Source organism: Moorella glycerini, from assembly GCF_009735625.1.
In the GTDB taxonomy this organism is placed as follows: domain Bacteria; phylum Bacillota; class DSM-521; order Neomoorellales; family Neomoorellaceae; genus Neomoorella; species Neomoorella glycerini.
The window spans coordinates 158458-178315 of sequence record NZ_CP046244.1; the positions used below are offsets into that span (position 1 = coordinate 158458).

Annotated in this window: 17 protein-coding genes; all 17 read right to left on the reverse strand. The window is 56.7% G+C overall.

Annotation, left to right across the window (positions count from 1 at the left end; all coding sequences use genetic code 11):
* Nucleotides 1-16: 16 nt before the first annotated feature.
* The 17 genes from xylF to MGLY_RS00875 all read right to left on the reverse strand — a co-directional run bounded on the left by xylF (nt 17) and on the right by MGLY_RS00875 (nt 19841).
* Nucleotides 17-1117 (reverse strand): D-xylose ABC transporter substrate-binding protein, encoded by a 1101-nt coding sequence (xylF, locus tag MGLY_RS00795; protein WP_156271302.1) that lies wholly within the window; start codon nt 1115-1117, stop codon nt 17-19.
* Between the two features lie 139 nt (nt 1118-1256).
* The gene (locus MGLY_RS00800) at nt 1257-2315 is read right to left on the reverse strand and encodes a LacI family DNA-binding transcriptional regulator (protein ID WP_156271303.1); all 1059 of its coding nucleotides are present in this window, start codon (nt 2313-2315) and stop codon (nt 1257-1259) included.
* A 99-nt stretch (nt 2316-2414) separates the two neighbouring features.
* Nucleotides 2415-4289, reverse strand: coding sequence for a DNA polymerase/3'-5' exonuclease PolX (locus MGLY_RS00805; RefSeq protein WP_156271304.1), 1875 nt, complete (start codon nt 4287-4289; stop codon nt 2415-2417).
* Complete coding sequence (locus MGLY_RS00810) at nt 4286-4561, reverse strand: cell division protein ZapA (protein ID WP_156271305.1); 276 nt, start codon at nt 4559-4561, stop codon at nt 4286-4288. Before MGLY_RS00810 ends, MGLY_RS00805 begins: the two co-directional genes overlap by 4 nt.
* 414 nt (nt 4562-4975) lie before the next feature.
* Complete coding sequence (gene pheT / locus MGLY_RS00815; RefSeq protein ID WP_156271306.1) at nt 4976-7387, reverse strand: phenylalanine--tRNA ligase subunit beta; 2412 nt, start codon at nt 7385-7387, stop codon at nt 4976-4978.
* A gap of 14 nt (nt 7388-7401) precedes the next feature.
* Nucleotides 7402-8424 (reverse strand): phenylalanine--tRNA ligase subunit alpha, encoded by a 1023-nt coding sequence (pheS, locus tag MGLY_RS00820; RefSeq protein ID WP_156276074.1) that lies wholly within the window; start codon nt 8422-8424, stop codon nt 7402-7404.
* Nucleotides 8425-8886: 462 nt separating this feature from the next.
* The gene (locus MGLY_RS00825) at nt 8887-10044 is read right to left on the reverse strand and encodes a PucR family transcriptional regulator (protein WP_156271307.1); all 1158 of its coding nucleotides are present in this window, start codon (nt 10042-10044) and stop codon (nt 8887-8889) included.
* A 127-nt stretch (nt 10045-10171) separates the two neighbouring features.
* Nucleotides 10172-10729 (reverse strand): 4Fe-4S dicluster domain-containing protein, encoded by a 558-nt coding sequence (locus MGLY_RS00830; protein WP_156271308.1) that lies wholly within the window; start codon nt 10727-10729, stop codon nt 10172-10174.
* Nucleotides 10726-12765, reverse strand: coding sequence for a molybdopterin-dependent oxidoreductase (locus MGLY_RS00835; protein ID WP_170290862.1), 2040 nt, complete (start codon nt 12763-12765; stop codon nt 10726-10728). The genes MGLY_RS00830 and MGLY_RS00835 overlap by 4 nt, the downstream gene beginning before the upstream one ends.
* 160 nt (nt 12766-12925) lie before the next feature.
* A complete protein-coding gene (locus MGLY_RS00840; RefSeq protein ID WP_156271310.1) occupies nt 12926-13747 on the reverse strand; it encodes a dimethyl sulfoxide reductase anchor subunit family protein in 822 nt (273 codons plus the stop codon).
* A complete protein-coding gene (locus MGLY_RS00845; RefSeq protein WP_156271311.1) occupies nt 13748-14314 on the reverse strand; it encodes a 4Fe-4S dicluster domain-containing protein in 567 nt (188 codons plus the stop codon). It abuts the gene before it with no gap.
* A gap of 5 nt (nt 14315-14319) precedes the next feature.
* Nucleotides 14320-16542, reverse strand: a complete 2223-nt coding sequence (locus MGLY_RS00850; RefSeq protein WP_156271312.1) for a molybdopterin-dependent oxidoreductase — start codon at nt 16540-16542, stop codon at nt 14320-14322.
* 83 nt (nt 16543-16625) lie between these two features.
* A complete protein-coding gene (locus MGLY_RS00855) occupies nt 16626-16808 on the reverse strand; it encodes a hypothetical protein (protein WP_156271313.1) in 183 nt (60 codons plus the stop codon).
* 165 nt (nt 16809-16973) lie between these two features.
* The gene (locus MGLY_RS00860) at nt 16974-17900 is read right to left on the reverse strand and encodes a slipin family protein (protein ID WP_211661983.1); all 927 of its coding nucleotides are present in this window, start codon (nt 17898-17900) and stop codon (nt 16974-16976) included.
* A gap of 13 nt (nt 17901-17913) precedes the next feature.
* Nucleotides 17914-18297: a GntR family transcriptional regulator gene (locus tag MGLY_RS00865; protein WP_156271314.1), complete on the reverse strand. Its 384-nt coding sequence runs from the start codon at nt 18295-18297 to the stop codon at nt 17914-17916.
* 169 nt (nt 18298-18466) lie between these two features.
* Nucleotides 18467-19144, reverse strand: a complete 678-nt coding sequence (locus MGLY_RS00870) for a formate dehydrogenase subunit gamma (RefSeq protein WP_156271315.1) — start codon at nt 19142-19144, stop codon at nt 18467-18469.
* Nucleotides 19131-19841: a 4Fe-4S dicluster domain-containing protein gene (locus MGLY_RS00875; RefSeq protein WP_156271316.1), complete on the reverse strand. Its 711-nt coding sequence runs from the start codon at nt 19839-19841 to the stop codon at nt 19131-19133. Before MGLY_RS00875 ends, MGLY_RS00870 begins: the two co-directional genes overlap by 14 nt.
* Nucleotides 19842-19858 lie beyond the last annotated feature (17 nt).

Consider the following 19858-nt stretch of genomic DNA (forward strand, 5'->3'; position numbering starts at 1 on the left):
GGCCCAGGCAACGCCTTTATTCTTTCGGCCACTGATCCTTGGGAACGTTTTTATAGACCTCATCCAGTTTATGGTAACCATCTTTAATTACCGTCTGGACCATATTCTCCTTGGTAACCTTAATGGGGTCAAGTAACAGGGATGGAACATCAATCTTACCGTTGTTGACTTTACTATTGGTCTGGATTGGCTCGCCTTTGGCTAAAGCTACCGCTAGCTCGGCCGCCTTTGTCGCTATATTTTTTATAGGCTTATATACAGTAACTGTCTGCTTTCCTTCAACTATCCGCTGGCAGCCGTCCAGGTCGGCATCCTGGCCTGATACCGCTACTTTGCCATCGAGCTTTTGTTCGCTTAAGGCCTGGATAGCGGCTCCGGCCAAGCTGTCGTTAGAAGCTACTACTCCTTGAATGTTATTATTGTTCTTAGTTAAAGCATCTTCCATAATTTTAAGTGCATTCTCGGGTTTCCAGTCAATGGCCCATTGATCGGCTACTACCTTAATATCCCCCTTGTCGATAAGGGGTTTGAGAACCTTCATCTGTCCCTCTCTAAACAACTTGGCGTTGTTATCCGTAGGGGCTCCGCCGATTAAAACATAATTTCCTTTTGGTGCTTTGGCAACTACACCCTCGGCTTGCATCTCACCAACTCTAACATTATCGAAAGAAATATAAAGATCGACGTCAGCATTTTTAATAAGCCGGTCATAGGATAGAACCTTTATTCCCGCCTTATGAGCCATCTCCACGGCTGTAGCCGCGGATTCGGCGTTGTAGGGCACAATTACCAGGACATCTATGCCCTGAGTAAGCATGTTTTCTACCTGGCTGTTCTGGACAGCAGCATCGCTATTCGCAGTTTGCACAATGACATCTGCGCCTAATTCTTTAGCCTTTTGGACAAATAGATCCCGGTCTTTTTGCCAGCGCTCCACCATAAGGGTATCCATAGAGAGGCCTATTCTTATTTTTTTACCGCTCTTGGCCTGCTGGTTGGTAGTACTAGCGGCACCAGATTTATTGTCTCCGGTAGATTGCTTAGAAGAACAACCAGCCACAAGAGATACAATTATAAGCAAGATCAGTGAAATACCTAAAAATTTTAGTCGCTTCATAATGAACCTCCTTTTCACTCTTATTCCCTTCTAGCAGTTACTCCTTTTTTGCTTGCAGTCCTGCATCAATCTTCTCTTCTAACCACCTCCCTGTCTTCGCCCACGGTAACAATAATAATCACCCCCTCGCCAGCTAAAGTCATCTCAATTTGGTAATAGCCAATCCTTCTTCGAGCATCTCGGCAAGAATTACTTCCGGTCGGGTAAAGATAGAGCCAAATTCTGGCTGCAAACCATTAACCACATAATCAAAAATGAGGCGTACCGGTTCATAACCTTGTTGAAATGTATTCTGACAAATGCAAGCGGAAACAACGCCCTTTTTCAAGAGGGCAGCTATTTCTTCGGTAACGTCAAATCCTATCAACTTAACATCTCCGGCCCTACCTTCGTCAATAATGGCCGTACCTATGCCGGCTGCGCAGGCATTGGTTACAAAAATGCCCTGCAAGTCCGGAAAATCTCTAATTATTTGCCTGGTGAGCTGGTAGGCACGCCGATCATCATCCATATTTTCCCATGTACCGATAATAGTTATTTTATTTTCTCCTTTTTCGGTTACTACCTCCAGGAACCCCTGTCTCCTTACCTCTGTGTCCTGGGTAGTTAAAAAACCGGTAAGTATAGCTATTTCTCCCTGGCCGTTAAGAAACTTGCGCATCAATTCCCCCGCTACCCGGCCGGCGCGGTAGCTGTCCAGCCCGACATAACAAAGACGCTGGCTATCGGGAATATCGGTATTAAAGGTGACAACAGGAACACCTTTTTCGCAGGCCTGATTGATTATCTCCCGAATCAGAAGGGGATCGGTAGGGGTCAAGGCTATCCCGTTAACACCATCAGATAAAGCTTGCTCTAATAGTGCTCGTTCACGAAAAGGGTCGCGCATACCCACTGTATAAAACGTTACTTTTACACCAAAGTCGGCTACTTCTCTGGCCGCCGCTTCTGCCCCCTCCCGTACCTGGCGCCAGAAGCTGTCAGGGATAGTAGGTATAATAAAACCTATGGTGTAAGAGACTTGTTTGACCAGTGCCCTGGCAATCTTATTGGGTTGATAATTCATTTCCCGCACCTTGGCCCATACCAGGGCTTCCGTTTCTGGATTGACGCCTCCCCGGCCGTGTAAAACCCGATCAACTGTGCCCCGGGAAATATTAAGTGCTTCAGCAATATCCTTAATTGTTACCCGTTTCATGACTTCTCCTATTGTGCTCGTGCACGTTATTAGTAATTATATATTCGCTATGCAGTATAAAAATCCTGCCGTCGTTTAAAAAAATTTTCTTTATTACATTCATTGTTTTATGCAGTTGCCCCGGTTCCGCTTCAGCCTGGCCAGCAACCGTTCCAGTTCCCAGGTGTTGACCACATTCTCCGGTTCCAGCCAGCCGCGCCGGGCGGTAAGCACGCCGTATTCCATGTCGGCCAGGCGGTTAGGGTCATGGGCGTCGGTATTTATAGCTATGGGCACACCGTATTCTTTAGCCAGGCGGGCCGCCGTATCATTTAAATCCAGCCGGTCGGGGCTGGCATTGATCTCCAGGATGGTACCCGTCTCCGCTGCCAGCTTAATAATCCTGGTTACATCTACTGCGTAGGGCCGGCGCCGGCCCAGCATGCGGCCGGTAGGGTGCCCCAGGATATCCACATAAGGATGGCGCAGGGCCGCCTCCAGCCGGGTCATCACCTGCTCCTCTTCCTGGCGGAAGCCGGAATGGATCGAGGCGATGACCAGGTCGAATTCCTTTAAAACGTCGTCTTCATAATCCAGGCGGCCGTCGGCCAGGATGTCGACTTCAATGCCGGCCAGGATGGTAATACCTGCCAGTTCTTCCTTCAGCCGGACAATCTCCTCGCGCTGGGCCTTTAACTGCTCGACGCTCAGGCCCCTGGCCACCACCAGGGAGCGGGAGTGATCGGTAATGGCGATATACTGGTACCCCCTGGCCTGCGCCGCCGCAGCCATGGCGGCAATGGTTGCCACCCCGTCGCTGTAGCGGCTGTGCATATGGAGGTCGCCGCGGATATCCGCCAGGGTAATTAAGCGGGGTAGCTCACCCCTCAGGGCGGCTTCTATTTCCCCGCGGTCCTCGCGCAACTCCGGCACAATGTAAGGCAAACCCAGGCGCTGGTAAAAAAAGGGTTCTGCAGGCTGGTCCTCCCTGGCAGGCCGGCCCACCATGGCAGGAGGAGCTTCCTGCCCGACCGCGCCTATTTGCAGCCCCCCCGTCTCTCCCGCAGCATCTTCCCCCTCTCCGGCAGTACCCTCCTGGCCTGCGGCCAGGACAGCCTTCTCTTCGGCCAGCCAGCGCGGGGTAGCAAGGCCCAGATCAGCCACACCCAGGCCGCGGCTGGCGGCCAGGCTTATTAGCCGCCGGCGGTGGGCCTTTGAACCCGTGGCATAAAACAGGGTAGCCGCAAAGTCCTCCGGTGGAACCAGGATGATTTCAATCTTCACGCCCAGGGTTGTCCGCAAGGAAAGGCGGTCCGGCTCGCTGGCCAGCACTTCCTTCACCTGGGGGTACCGGGGCATGACGTCTGCTACCTGGTTACCGGGCTGCACGGCTACCACCAGGTCAACATCGCCCACCATCTCGCAACCGCGCCGGACGCTGCCGGCTATGGCCACCCTCTCAACCCCTGGTATAGCCAGGATCTGGTCCCGCAAGAGCAAAGCCAGGGGCCGGGCTACCCCCACGGGCACCTGCTCCCTTACTTCCTTTAACATTTCCACGCCCCGTAGGATGGCCAGTTCCGTCTTGCTGCCCATGCCGGGCAGGGTCCTGATGCGCTTCTCCTGGGCCGCCGTCTCCAGCTCTTCCAGGGTCGTAATGCCCAGGCCCTGGTAAATCTGGCGTATGGAACGACTGCCCAGGCCGGGGATGGCCAGCATTTCCCTCAAGCCCGGCGGTACTTCCCGGCGTAAATTCTCAAGGAAGGCAGACCGGCCCGTAGTTAACAGCTCGGCGATTTTTTTGGCCAGGTTCTTGCCCACCCCGGGAATCTCTTCCAGGGCATCCCGGGCATAAAGGGCGGCCGCCTCTTCTTCCAGGTTTTCCAGGGCCCGGGCGGCGCGGTGATAGGCGCGCACTTTAAAGGGTTCTTCCCCCTTTAATTCCAGCAAGTCGCCCATTTCCGTCAAGGCCCAGGCAAGCTCCAGGTTGGTCAACCCCGTTTTTCCTCCTGTATCAATTTTACCAGGGTATCGTAATCCTGCTGGACTTTATAGAGTTCATCGGCAATATTCAGGGCCGCGAGCACGGCCACCTTTACCGGGGGATAATGGGGGAACTTCTGGCTGACCTGGCGCATCTTTTTGTCTACATAGGATGCCAGCATCTGGATATATTCCGGCGCTTCCCCCTTGACAATATAATCCTGCCCATTGATGTTGACAGTGGTCCGGTCCTGTACCGGGATCTGCCGCTCGGCCTGGGGCAAGATAAATCCCTCCCTTTTAGCGTAGTAGACCCTTATGCCATGCTTATGACACCAGCAGAAGATGAAAACAGCTGCGCCTGTAACGGGACTCAGCCCGGCATAAGCAGAAGGGTGAAAATGGTATCTTTTTACCATTTTCGCTTCCGGGAGGGTAAAATCCTTCTGGCAACCACAAACAATACCGCGGAATTTTTCCGGCACCCCGGCAGTAGGGCACCACAGGGGGAGGGTACCACACCTGCAATCCCTATATGCTGGATCGCCCACGCACACGGTGGGATGTAGGGATATACATTCCAATCACTTGTGTTACCGTAGCGGAGAAGGAAAATGGTAGTCGGACAGGCTTTCATCCGGAACTGGCTTAGCCAGTTCCTACAAGTCTCCAACATCCGACTTCCTGCCTCCGACCTCTTATGCTCGCAGGGTGGCGCCCAGGCGTTCCTCCAGGGCTTTTTGTATCCTTCCCTGGGCGGCATTGACCTCAGCATCCGTCAGGGTCCGGTCCGGCAGCTGGTAAACCAGGGTATAGGCCAGGCTTTTGTAACCTTCAGGGATGGGAGCCCCCTGGTAGACATCAAAGAGGGTACAGCTTTTGAGCAGGTCGCCGCCTGCCTCCTTGATAACTTCTTCTACCGCTGCCGCCGGGAGATTATCCCCTACCACCACCGCCAGGTCCCTTTCCACGGCCGGGAAACGGGGTAAAGGCTCGTAACCTAATTGCCTCTGGTTCAGGGTACCTGCCTGGTCCCAGTCCAGCTCGAAGACACAGGCCCTTGATGGTAAATCAAAAGCCGCCAGGACGTCCGGGTGCAGTTCGCCTAAGAATCCCAGGCTTAACTCCCCGGCCTTGATAGTTGCCGCCCGGCCGGGATGGAGGAAGGGATAAGCAGTTGCAGCTTCCCAGGTGATGCCTTTGATTTTTACCCTGGCCAGGATATTTTCCACTATGCCTTTAAGATAAAAGAAATCCATCTCCACCGCCGGCCAGTTCCAGCCGTGGTCGATAGTCCCCATGACCAGCCCGCCCAGGCGTAAGGGCTCGGCCGGTAACTGCCGGCCCGCGGGAATAAATACCCGGCCCAGTTCATAAATGGCCACCGGCAGCACCCGGCGGCTGGCATTACGCCCGGCCACCTCCAGCAAACCGGGTAGGAGGGAAGGCCGCATGATACCCTGCTCATCCCTCAGGGGATTCTGGATTTTTACCGCCTGCCGCCAGGGGTGACCGGGGGGTAGCAGCAGCTGGTCCAGGACGCGGGGACCGATAAAGCTGTAGGTAACGACTTCCGCCAGGCCGGCCGTTGCCGCCGCCTCCCGGCCGGCTTCCTCCCAGCGCTGGGCCGGGGTCTGCTTTTCCCGGGCGGTGATATTCCCCGGCAGGGTCACCGGGATGTTATCATAGCCGTACAGCCGGGCAATTTCTTCCACCAGGTCGATTTCCCGGGTCAGGTCGCCCCGGTAGGCCGGGACAGTTACCTGGAAAGGCCCTTCCCCGCTGACTTCCAGGTGGAGGCGCTCCAGGAGTTCCTTCATGGCCGCCGGCGTAAGGGTAGTCCCCAGGAGGTAGTTTACCCGTTGCGGTCTTAAAAGTATTGTTACCGGCCGGCGCTTCCTTACATAGCAGTCCAGCCGGCCCCGGGCCACGCTGCCGCCGGCCAGTTCTGCCATGAGCCGGGCCGCCCGGTCGGCGGCTGCGGCTGCCCCTTCCAGGTTGACACCCCGCTCAAAACGGGTCGAGGCTTCCGAGCGCAGGCCCAGCTTGCGGGAGGTGCGGCGAATGGAAGCGCCGTCAAAATGGGCGGATTCGATCAGGATGTTGGCCGTCTCCGGGGTAACCTCCGTCTCCAGCCCGCCCATGACACCGGCCACGGCCACCGGCCGGGCAGCGTCGGCAATGACCAGCATTTCCGGGTCCAGTTCCCGCTCCACATCATCCAGGGTCTTTATTTTCTCCTCTGCTGCGGCCCGGCGGACGATAATGCGGTGCTGCTGCAGGAGGTCGTAATCAAAGGCATGTAAAGGCTGGCCCATTTCCAGCATGACAAAGTTGGTTATATCCACCACGTTATTAATCGGCCGCATGCCGGCGGCGCGCAAGCAGGCCTGGAGCCACCCGGGAGAGGGGCCGATGCGCACCCCGCTCACCAGGCGGGCCACATAACGGGCGCACAGGTCGGGAGCTTCGATTTCCACGGCCGCGAGATCCTCGATGCGCCGCTCGTCTTCCCGGACGGCAATTTCCGGCAGGCGTAAAGGTACACCGGTAAGGGCCGCCACTTCCCGCGCGACGCCCAAAATGCTCAGGCAGTCGGCCCTGTTGGGAGTAAGTTCCAGCACCAGGACGACATCATTAAGCCCCAGGACCTCAGCTGCATCAGCACCCGGGGGAGCATCCGGCGGCAGGGTAAGGATCCCTTCCCGGTCGGCCGGGGAGATGAGGCTGGCATCCAGCCCCAGTTCCTGGGCCGAGCAGAGCATGCCTTCGGAGGCCACGCCGCGGAAGGTAGCCCGGCGTATCTCCTTCCCTGCCGGTAACCGCGCTCCCTCCAGGGCTACGGCCACCGTCTGGCCGGCGTACACATTGGGCGCCCCTGTTACCAGCTGGAGTTCCCGGCCTGTATCAACCCGGCAGATGACCAGGTGTTCGGCATTGGGATGAGGGGTGATAGCTTCGATTCTCCCAGCAACCACTCCTTGAAAATCCGGGGCCAGGTTTTCTATGTTTTCCACCGCCAGGCCGGCCATGGTCAGTTTTTCCGCCAGCTCTTCCGGCGGCAAGTCGACGGCGACGTATTGTTGCAGCCATTTATAGGGAACACGCAATTGGAGTCACTCCTTTAGAACTGCCGTAAGAAGCGCAGGTCGTTTTCATAGAAAAGGCGCAGGTCGTCAACGCCGTACTTCAGCATGGCCACCCGGTCTACCCCCAGACCAAAGGCAAAGCCGCTCACCTCTTCCGGGTCGTAGCCGGACATGCTTAAAACCCGGGGGTGGACCATGCCGCAGCCCAGGATTTCCAGCCAGCCGCTGTGGCCACATACCCGGCAGCCGCTGCCGCCGCACATAACGCAGGACATATCGACCTCGGCGCTGGGCTCGGTGAAGGGAAAATAACTGGGCCGGAAACGCACCCGGACCTGATCACCAAACATCTGCTTGATAAAGGCCATCAGGGTCCCCTTCAGTTCACCAAAGGTTACCCGCTTATCCACCAGCAGGCCTTCCACCTGGAAGAACATGGGCGAGTGGGTGGCGTCATCGTCGCGCCGGTAAACCTTGCCCGGTGCGATAATGCGGATGGGCACCTGGGGACGCCGGGCCTCCATGACCCGCGCCTGGACGGGGGAGGTATGGGTGCGGAGCAGGACGTCCTCAGTGATATAAAAGGAATCCTGCATGTCGCGGGCCGGGTGTTCTTTAGGAAGATTCAAGGCTTCAAAGTTGTAATAGTCGCTTTCTACTTCCGGGCCTTCGGCCACGTCAAAGCCCAGGCCCATAAAAATGGCCTTGATTTCATTCAAAGTCTGGTACAGGGGGTGGCGGTAACCCCGGGAAACCGGCCGCCCCGGCAGGGTCACGTCGATGGCCTCCGCCCGCAGGCGTTCAGCCTGTTCCCGCCGGGAAAGGTCTTCTTTCGCCTCCTGGAGGGCCCTTTCCAGTTCCTCCCGGACCTGGTTGGCCATCTGCCCCACCCGGGGCCGCTCTTCAGGGGGGAGCTTTCCCATGCCCCTTAAAACCCCGGTCAATTCTCCCTTCTTGCCCAGGTACTGGACCCTGATGGCCTCCAGCTCTTCGCTGCTGGTGGCAGCCGCCACCCGGGCCAGGGCTACTTCCCTGATGGCAGCAATAGTTGCCAGCATCTCCATCACCTCAACCACGGCAAAATAAAAAGCCTTCGCCCCTTCGGGACGAAAGCTGAAAAATATCTTCTTACCACCCCAAGTCCACCGGCACCATCATGCCGTTCCCCTCTAACGGTGGGAGCACCGGCGCGGCCTACTTTTTCTTTTCAGCCTGCTGCTCCTGGGCGAACTTCACACGGCCTTTCCCCGGCAGCGCTTCCAGTCAGCGACGCCGCCTCCCTGTGGGTTCCGTACCGGCTACTTTGCCCATTCATAGCATTTGAACGACAATCATTTTTTTACCTACTGGGTAACCAGCCTGCGGTAAATGATGTAGGCAGCGATAGAACCAGTTTTTTCGAAAAGCCTCCAAAAGAACTCCGCCGACAGGACCAACCTATCACGACCTTTCCTGGAGCTTTTGGGGGTAACCTCAGACTTAATTATAGCATAGCCCCCCCGGCCGTGACAAGGCGTAGTTTAACCCCGCGCCCGGCGCCTGGCAAGAAGCCTGGCTTTGAGGGCGGCCAGAAGATCCAGCTGGGTCTCCAGGGAGTGGACATTTACCGCCAGGATTTCCCCGATTTTTTGTAAGCGGTAGCGGAGAGTGTTGGGATGGAGGTAAAAGTGGCGGGCAATAGCCTGGAAGTCACCGTTAAACTGAAAGTATTTCTCCAGAACTTCCAGGTAGTTCGTCCCGTTCTCCTGGTCAAAGGCCTCCAGCCGGCCCAAGGTTTGCTGGTAGTAATCTTCCAGCTGGTATGGTGTTAACTGGTAAAGGAGCTTTTCTACTCCCAGTTCGGCAAAAAAGACTAGCCCCGTCTCCCGGCGCAGTTTGCCTATCTCCAGGGCTATTTTAGCCTCCTGGAAACTTAAATACAGGTCGGTAGTGGAAGGGTAAAAAAGGCCTACCCCGCCGCCCAGGTGCATGCCGGGGGCGTAACGGGACAGTTTTTGCTGCAGGGTGCTGAAAATTTTCTTTAACCTTTGGCCGGTGGCTCCCTTATCCTCCAGGGCGGGGATAATGATTACCAGTTGCCGTTCCCGGGGCAGCAGGATGGCTTCCGGGTAATCCTCCCGGACTATGACGCCTGCCAGTTCTTGAAACTGTTCCTCCGGGCCGGCCAGGAGCTCCACGACCATTAAGGCATGGGGCCGGGTTAAATCCCAGCCCCACAACTGCCCCCTGGCTACCAGGACTTCCTTGGATTCAAAGTTATTGTACAGGAGATCATAAACGAAATCGGCGCGGTGGCACCTTTCGGCAGCAATGACCGCCTGATCCCTGGCCAGTGCCAGCAGGAGCAACCTGCTGGCCTGGTCGATATTGGCCACTACCGGTTGGGGAAGACCCTTTTCCCCCAGGGCCAGAAGGTAACCGTAATTAGTGGCACCGCTTTTTAAAGCCACGGCCAGATAGGTCCACCGGCCAAAGGCGGCTTCTTCCCGGCCAGGAGATAAACTGAAGGGCAGGTAACTGCCGGCAGGGAACTCCACCGCATCGCTGGTTGCTAAAACCTTCCCCCAGGGATTGCTGATGATAAAGACGGTCCTGAACTGCCGCCCCAGGTAGTGAACGAGGCTTTCCAGGGTACTACCTTTAATAATAAGATCTATCAAACCTGTTAAAATATCCATTTGCACTCTCTCCCGCTGTTTTTGCGCCCCATTTCCTGCCTGCCACTCCCTGGCCGCCTTTATTCTTTAAACTTTTTTGTATTATTTTCAAATTATTGGCCGCTATTTTGTAATAATTACAAACACCCTACCGCTGGACCTGCTGCCAGAAATGCCGGCCTTCTCCAGAGCGGTTTATTTGCAGGGAAGGCAGGGTTAAGGCCGGGTCAGGCAAAAAAGCTAGCCACTGGGAATAGGGGGCCGCGCCGGGGTCGCCTTCCCAGGTTATCATATTCAGGGCGCCGGTGGGGCAGGCGGCCACGCAGGCCGGCAGCAACCCCTGGTCCAGGCGGGCCAGGCAGAAATTACATTTTTCTGCCTTGCGCGTTTCCGGGTTATAGCGGGGTGCTTGGTAGGGACAGGCCTGGACGCAAGCCTGGCAACCCTGGCAGCGGCGGGGCAGGTGCAGGACCAGGCCGTCGCGGCGCTTCCAGTAGGCCTTTTCCGGGCAAACCCGGAGGCACTCCGGGTTGCGGCAATGGTTGCAGGCCAGGGAAACATAGTAACGGCGGCCGTCCTCTTCTCCTTCCCTCACCTGGCGCCAATTGATGGGGCCGGCTGTCTGGTGCTCGTTCTTGCAGGCTAGCTGGCAGTTACGGCAGCCCACACAGCGCTCCAGGCGCAGGACAAAGGCTCTTTGCTTCACAAGCGGCAGACCTCCACAAAGCAGTCGTAAAAGGCACAACCTGGAAAGCCGGTGGTAAGAATACCCATATCGGTTGCCAGGGGAGACGTTAAAAAATTGACATTATAATCCCCCGGCGCAAATAACCTTTTCCCCTGATATTTATCTTTCCCGTACCAGCCTTCATAGGCCACCACTACTGCCTCCGGTACACCCGGTTCTATCTTCGCCCTGGCAATTATTTCTCCCTGCCCGTTAAAAACCCGCACCAGGTCCCCCTCCGCCAGGGAACGTTCCCGGGCCACGACGGGGTTAAGGAGTACCGCTGGTTCAGGATTAATTGCCTGCAGCCAATCCAGGTTTTGAAACTGGGAGTTGAGCCCGTACTGCTGGTGGGGGGTCAAGAGCTGCAGGGGGTATTCCGGCGGCGGCGAGGGCGGGGGTATATAGACGGGCAGGTTGGGTAGGCCCAGTTCCCCGGCCCTGGCCGCATCCAGTTCTATCCTCTCCGGCAGATCAGGCGGCCGGGCCTTACGCGGCCCGCCCAAAAGTTCCCGCCAGGAACTAATGCCAAAGAGTTCCTGCATGCGCCGGTCAAAGAGTTCATCCAGCCAGTCGATTGCTTTTTTATGGCTGGGAAAGGTACTGCTGCCGGGGGATAATTCGTTCAGCTTGGCCGCCAGGGCGGCAACTATCTCCAGGTCACTCCGGCTTTCATACCAGGGTGCCAGGGCGGGCTCGTTAACGGCCACCCAGCGGTGCCAGTAGCTGGAAACAAGATCCCAGGTTTCAAACAAAGAAGCCGCGGGCAGGACGATATCGGCCAGCCGGGCCGTGGGTGTCAGAAAGTGATCGACGACCACGATCATTTCTAAAGTATTTAAGGCCTGATGGAGCCGCCGGGCACCGGCCTCCTGGGTGAGGGGATTGCGGCCGGCCACCCATAAAAATTTAACAGGAGGTTCCTGGCAGTGCAAAAGTTCGGCGGCAAAATTGTTCATATTCAGGTAACGGTTGCCAGCCTGTCCTCCTGCCCCTGGCCCGTTACCAACCAGCGGCCACGTATCCAGGTGGGCATAATATACTCCCCCGCCCCTGGTTCCCAGGTGACCGGTCAGGGCCGCCAGGGCATTGATGGCCCGGACGTTCTGGCCGCCGTTGGTGTGGCGCTGCAGGCCGTAACCGATCCAGATGGCCGCCGGCTGGCTGGCAGCATACATTTCAGCCAGGGCGGTAATAGCTGCAGCCTCCAGGCCGGTTTCCCGGGCGGCCCAGTCCACGGATAGCCCGGCCAGGTAGCTGCGCAAGGCCGGCCATCCTGCCGCATAGTGGCTCAGGGCATCTTCATCAAGACGCCCTTGCTGCCAGAGGTAGGCCACGACACCCAGGGCCAGGGCTCCGTCAGTACCAGGTTTAATTTGCAAATAGTAATCAGCCCACCTTGCTGTCGCTGTAAAGACGGGGTCGATGACCACCACCTTGCCCCCCTGGTCCCGGGCCTGTTGCAGGAAGGGCAGGGAATGAACCGCCGTCCAGGCAGGATTGGTCCCCCAGAGGAGAATACATTTACTCCTGGCCAGGTCCACGGGGTCTGGGCTGGCCACCCTGCCGAAGTCAAGGTAAAAAGCGTCAAGGCCGGCTGACCAGCAGGGTGAACCCCCGGCCCGGGTGGTGGGGCCCAGGCTATCAAAAAATACTTCTATCGTATTCTGCAGCCAGCCAAAATTTCCCGAGTATTTATTTAAAGCAACGGGAAGGGTACTGCCATACCTGGCTTTAAGATCCAGGATGCTGGTGGCAATAAGCTCCAGCGCTTCCTCCCAGGAAAGGCGCTGCCAGTTGCCGGAACCGCGGGGATACTGGCGCAATGGGTGGCGCAGCCGCTCCGGGCTATGCACCCGGCGGCTGTAGGCGTAACCCTTGGCGCAGAGGCGACCCCGGGTATAGCCGTGCCGGGGGTCGCCTTCCACTTTAACTACCCGGCCGTCTTCCACATAGGTCAGCATGGCGCAGGCGTCGTAGCAGTTACAGGGACAGGCAGAACGGTAAACAGGCACACCCATCACCCCCTCTCCCATCCCTCTCTCCAGCACTATTTTACTTTATTTTAATTGCTTCTGTCCACAGGTACCTGATTATTTAAAAAACCCCTCGCAGGGGAGGGGGTTACCGGCAACCGCCGGTAAGGAATAGAGGCTTCCGTTAACCGTTTACGAACTAACCAATGGCCAGGGGTACTGCCGTACCGTAGAAAAGGGCCCGGCCGATCAATTCTCCCACCAGGAGAAGGACCAGGAGGGCCAGGGAGAGGGATAGAGAGCCCCCTTCCTGCCGGCGTAACTGATAACTGACGGCCAAAGGTGCCAGCCACCCGGCCAGGACCCGCAACCACCACCAGGGGCTGGCCAGGAGAGTAGTAAGGGTCAGGCGGGCTTCCGGCCCGGCGGCGGCCAGGAAGGTAAGGTAAGATAGCGAGCTAATGATACTCAGGAGCAAAAGCAGGGCCAGGGCCCGGCCGGCGACGCGGCCTTCCTGCCACGGCGTGAGGCCGGGGAGCACCTGCTCAAAGCACATCCCCAGGGCCGGGCCCAGTAAAAAGGCGGTCAGGAAAAAGGCCAGGACGGTATGAAAGTTATACCAGGCCGGGCGGGCCGGCAGGACATAGATGAGGGCGCTGGCCAGCACCCCCAGGAGACCGCTGGCCAGGGCCAGGACGGCGGCCAGCCGCTCCTGGGCCTGATTTCCTCCCTTTGCGGCCAGGAAAGCTACCAGGAGCAGGAGAAAACACAGGCTGAAAAGCAGGACTTCCCGGCTCAGCCAGGAGGAAGCCAGGTGGGTCAAGGCCCGGTAGGCGTTTTCCGGGTGACCGAGATGGCCCAGGGAGATAACCATAGCTGTCGCCAAAAGCCCGGCCGGCAGGAGATAGGTCCATTTGGGATTAGCTTTACCGGCTGCACCTGGAACCACCATGACCAGGTAGCCGACGGCCATCTGCGCGAGGATGGTGAAAAATACCAGGGGCCATTCCCAGTTGGTCATTCAAACATCCCTCCTCATCTGGACTCCGGCTCGCGGGGGTACGAAGCGGATGGATGGCCGGGTGATGGTTATATCGGGAAATCCCGGCAGTTCTTTTACAGTGCTCGGCTCGGGGAAGGAATTGAGATCCCTGATGAGCTGCAGCGCCCCTACCGGGCAGGCGGCCACGCAGGCCGGCTCCTCATTGCGGTCTATCTTCTGGTAGCAGAGGTTGCACTTTTCCACCCGGCGTTCTTTTTCGTTGTACTGGGGGGCCCCATAGGGGCAGGCCATGGTGCACAAGCGGCAGCCGATGCAGCGGGCATGGTCATGGAGGACGATGCCGTCCTCGCGCTTGCTGTAGGCCCCCACCGGGCAGACCTTAAGGCAGGCCGGGTCGGCGCAGTGGTGGCAGGCCAGGGATATAAAGTTGCGCTCCGGATAAGGGAGACTGGCCTCCCGCAGCTGGTAGACCCGCCGCCAGCGGGGCTTGACCTCCGTCTGGTATTCGTTCTTACAGGCCATCTCACAGCTAAAGCAGCCTATGCATTTTTCCGTATCCACCAGAAAACCTAGTTGCTTGGCCACGGCCCTCACCTCACTTTCTCGATATTAACGAAGTTATCGTGGAAAGCCAGGCCGCGGTTGCCGGTCGCCTTTTTGCCCATATCGCTGGGTACCGCTTTAACGGTGTAATTGAGGTTGTAATTGAGATCTTTATACCAGGCCTCGTAGGCCACCAGGATTTCCGGTGCCGTGGTGGCGGTAATCCTGGCCTTCAGGGTGACGTAACCGATTTCGTTATACACTTTAACCCAGTCCCCGTCCTTGATCCCCTTGGCGGCCGCCGTAGCCGGGTGGATTTCCACATAGGGTTCGGGGTTGACATTCTGCATCCAGTCAATATTCTGGAACTGGGAATGGATGCCGTAGGGCGAGTGAGGAGTTAAGAAACGATATGGGTATTCCGGCGACGCCTGCTTTTCCGGGACATAGACCGGCAGGGCCGGCAGCCCGTATTTGGGGGCCTCGGATGACTTAATTTCGATTTTCCCGGAAGGCGTGCGGAATTTACCGTCCGACCAGGCCGCCGTCAGAAGCTTCGCCTTGCGCGGCCCCTTTTTCAGCTCGCTGTAATCGCTGATACCCAGGAGATCAAGTATCTTGGGGTTGAACTCCTTGCCCACCCATTCTTCCAGGTTGCCGCTGGTGGGATAAGTGCAGGAGCCGGGCTCCAGGGCGTTAAGTTTGGCCGCAAGCAACATGGCGATCTGCACGTCGTTTTTAGCTTCAAAATAGGGTTCAATGGCCTGCTCGTTAATCCCTATCCAGTAGTGCCAGTAGCTGGCGTTCACGCCGTGCTCTTCAAATTGGGTGGTGGCCGGCAGGACGATATCCGACCAGGCGGCGGTGCGGGTTAAGAAGTGGTCCACCGTCACCACCAGGTCCATGTTTTCAAAGGCTTTCTGGACCACCTGGGGCTCCGGGTCCTGGGATAAAGGATTGCGGCAGGCGATCCAGAGCATCTTAATAGGTGGGTCGGTAGTGTTGAGCAGGTCAGCGCCAAAATTGTTGATGTTGATATAGCGGTCGCTCATGGTGCCGTCGGGTTTCTTTACCCCGACCGCTCCGGGCGGTTTGGGCATGGTCATGGCCGCGTAATTAAAACCCCAGGTTTCCAGGTGGCCGTAGAGAGCGCCGCCCCCGCTCTTACCCACGTTGCCGGTAATAGCCGCCAGGGCGTCGATGGCCCGGACGTTCTGGCCGCCGTTGGTGTGGCGCTGCATACCGTAACCAATCCAGATGGCCGCCGGTTTGGTGGTGGCGTACTCCCGGGCCAGGTCAGCAATCACCCGGGCCGGGATGCCGGTGATCCGGCTCGCCCAGTCCAGGGTCACTTCCCGGCGCAGGTAGGCAAAGAATTCCTCCCAACCGACGGCATTGGCCTTGAGGTATTCCCCATCCACCCACCCGTTGTCCAGGATGTGGCGAGCCATGCCCAGCGCCAGGGCACCGTCGGTGCTCGGTTTAATCTGCAAATAGAGGTCCGCCTTGGAGGCCGTCGCGGTGACAATGGGATCGATGACGACGATCTTCGCCCCCTGCTCCCGGGCGGCGTAAATAAAGCGCATGGAATGGATAGAAGTCCAGGCCGGATTTACTCCCCAGAGGATAATGTATCGAGAATTGACCAGGTCTTCCGGATCGTTATTCCAGAGGGTGCCGAAATCGTAGGTCTGGGCGTCGATACCAGCCGGCCAGCAAGGCGTTCCCAGGGCCCTGGTAGTATAACCGATACTGCTCATCATGCCTTCAATGCCGTAATGAAGAATATCAAAGTTGCCGGAATACTTATTCAGGCAGATGGGCAGGGTACTACCGTACTCTTTTTTGATAGCCAGGATCTTCCGGGCGATTATTTCAAGGGCTTCATCCCAGGAAATGCGCTGCCACTTGCCTGAACCCCGTGGTTCCTGCTTCATGGGGTACTTGAGCCGGTCCGGGCTGTAGACCCGGCGGGTATAGGTATATCCCTTGACGCACAGGCGGCCGTTGGTAAAGGTATTGACCGGATCGCCGCTAACTTTGCGTAAGACGCCGTCCTTGACGTAACTCAGCATGCTGCAGGTATCATAACAGTTGCGGGGGCAAACATTGCGGAAGACTTTCGCCCCGGCTCCTGCTTCCGGGTAACCGGCCTCCACCGCGGCGGCGGGAGTGGCCATTTTCAGGCCGCCATAAGCGGTCAGGGCCGAAAGGGCACTCCCGGCGGCCAGGCCCTTCAAGAAAGACCGGCGGGTAAGCTGGTAGGGCATGCTTTCACCTCCGGGAAAATGTAAATTGTGCTCGGTGAGCAAAGCAGCTAAAGGTTAGCTGTGCCCGGGCTATTTTGTCGTGTTTAGATGTTTGGTTTGCCACTCTCCGGCCCCTGCAGGCCTTCCTGGTAGATTACGCCCCGGTAATTAGGGTCCGTAGGGCCGCTCTGCACCGAAATAGTTTTTTTGCTGCCGCAGCCGGCCAGGACGGCCAGGAAAAGGCTGAAGGCCAGCAGGATAAGCAAGTATTTTAATCCCTTTTTCACCTTTACCTCCCTCCCTACTTGTTCTTGCTGTTACGTGAACATATTCGGGAAAATAAAAAATCCCCCTTTAGAAGAAATCTAAACTTTCTAGAGGGGGATTTGCAATTTATCCAAAGGCTAGGGCGCTACTTGAAGGTTCAAAAAACAACCTGGCCTCGTATATTACTAATTGATTTTTTCCTCCGGCGGTTCCCCTTCCTCAGCTTTCTTTTGCGCCGTCATGCTCCCTTGAGCCAGGGCGCTGGCACAATCAACCAGCGAGGTGGGCATCAAGATTAAAGAACCTTTTTCCTTGACGCTCTCGTAAATCAGGTTCATAGCCCGCAGTTGTATGGCCAGGGGGTCACCCTTGTAAGTTTGGGCCGCCTGGAGAAACAAATCAGAAATCTCCTTTTCCGCCCCGCTTAAAATAATGCGGGCGCGCCGCTCCCTTTCCGCCTGGGCTTCCCGGGACATGGCATCCTGGAGTTCCTGGGGGATAATCACATCCCGGATTTCCACTGAAACTACCGATACCCCCCAGGGTTCGGTCTTGCGGTCGATTATTCCCCGGAGATCTTCATCCAGCTTTTCCCTCTCGGCCAGCATGGTTGCCAGGGTAGTCCTGCCAATGACGTCCCGCAGGGCCGTCTGGGCGGCCCAGGATACAGCCTCAGCATAATTCTCTACTTCCATGGCTGCTTTGCGGGGGTCCCAGACCATCCAGAAAAGGACGGCATCAACATTGACCGGCACGGCGTCCATGGTTAAAGTCTGCTCCGCCATAAAGGGCGTGGCCATCATCCGCTGGTCAATGCGGACGGCCAGGGAATCGATTATGGGTATGGTAAAGCACAAACCCGGCCCGGCAACACGATGGAACTTCCCCCACCGCAGGATTACCGCCCTCTCCCATTCTAAAACTACATGCACCGATGAGGTGACAAGCCAGGCAACGACCAAGCCTGCAGCCAGCTGGCCCAGGGAAGGGTGGGGATAAGTCAGGAGAATAGTTATAAGCATAACTGCAACAAAGAACAATGCCGGAATAATCAGCGTAGCACTGCGGGAAGGCTCGGGTTGCCATGGCTCCTGGTTCTGGATAGCAGCCACACCTATCACCCTCTTAAATTTTGGTTTTTATTTTCTTCAGACGCTTCTGCAACAGGTCGATAATGGCATCCGGGCTTACACCGGCGGCAATTATTTTTTCCAGGAAGGCATCGATAATTTCCTCGACAATATTCAACTCCGTTTGTTTGTTGACCGTACCCAGTTCGGCGACAAAAGTACCCTTGCCCTTCCGGCTGACTATGAAGCCTTCTCGTTCCAGCTCCATGTAGGCCCGGTTGACAGTATTATAGTTAATGGATAGCTCTACCGCCAGTTGCCTTACTGTAGGCAACTGGTCGCCGGGTTTGTAGACACCGGCCAGAATTTGCCGCAACAAACCCTGTTTGACCTGTAACCACAGGGGGATACCGCTATCCCAATCAATTGCGATGGCCATTATTGCAATATCTCCTGCTGATTTGCCTGGTCCAATTGTATCTTTTGTTAAACGTAAACGTCAATAGGCCCACTACCTTTTTCTGCCCGGGAGCAGGAGGTGTGGGCCTGTGTTTATGCGGGCGCCGCCGTGCGGCATGGATGTCTAAGCTGCATCAGTGACTAAAGTACTATACCCCCGGACGCTGGTACCATTTTGCGTGGTGGCTGGCAGCAAAACCGGCCGATACTTTACCGGTCAGCATACCTTTAATACTTTCCCTGGAATGAGGGTGGAGCAGGCCGAGGTAAGCGTGGCCCAAAATCACCCCGCCCAGGACCAGGGCGCCACCGGAATGGAGGGCGTGAGCCCAGGCCAGGGTAGCCAGGGTAAATCTATCCGGTAAGAGCATCATCCAGCCGGTGACGATCATTAGAAGGCTACCGGCAATGCACAGGAGGGAGTTGACTTTCTGGCCGGCGTTATACTTGCCCTGTGGCGGCAGTTTTACCGGCAGGAGGAAAAACTCCCGCGGGAAGGCCTGGATAAAGGCAAAATCCTCCCGGCTCCAGCGCAAACATTCCTTTAACCACTGGATTACCGGCCCCGGTGCGCCGGCAATCAAAATCAAGACCGTTAGAAAGGTGAAGGGGTAAGCCATGATATGATGAATGGTACGGAATAAACGCAGTCCTTCGGGTCCCAGCAAACGGGAAAAGCTGTAAAAGGCCAGGCCGGAACCGGTGAACAAAAGCAGGACAAAGGATACGGCATGACTCCAGTGACCCAGGCGCTCGGCCAGGGTAAAACGTGCAATTAAAGAGCCATTCACTGGGGCATGCTGATTATCACCTTTACCTATGCTCATTATCTTTTCCCCCTTCCTTTTTTATTGCGCCCATAGCCAGACTGGCGGCCACCGCTGCCGCTGCCGCTCCGAAGACGATTTTACCTCCCGGACGGATAATGTTCAGCCACCAGTGCATGGCCGCCGGTTCCTGGAATTCCCCCGGTAATAATTCTCCGGCTCTACCATCAGGGGGAATATAGAATAGGGATGTCCCCGGCACTGGCATCGCGCCACTCTTTTTAATACGCTGGGAAATGTTGCTGTTGGGATCGTTGATATCACCGAAATCCAGGGCATCATACATACATATACGCACACAGGCCGGCTCCAGCCCCTGTTGCAAACGTTCCAGACAGGCCCGGCATTTACCCACCCGGCCCGTCTCTTCATTAAATTGGGGAGCACCGTATGGGCAGGCCATGACACAGTACCGGCAGCCAATACATTTTTCAGCATCGTGTATAACCAGGCCGTCCGGTCGTTTGGTGTACGCTCCGGCAGGACAAACCCGCATACAGGCAGGATCCTCGCAATGGTTACAGGATATGGAGGCGTTAACCACCTTTAAATCAGGAAACTTACCTGTCTCCCTGGAACGTAACCTGCGCCAGCGCGGCCCCATAGGGAGTTTATTCTCATTCTTGCAGGCAATTTCGCAGGCCCGGCAACCGGTACAGCGTGAGGAATCCACTAAAAAGGCATATTTAACAGCCATATCTTTCACCCCCGTTT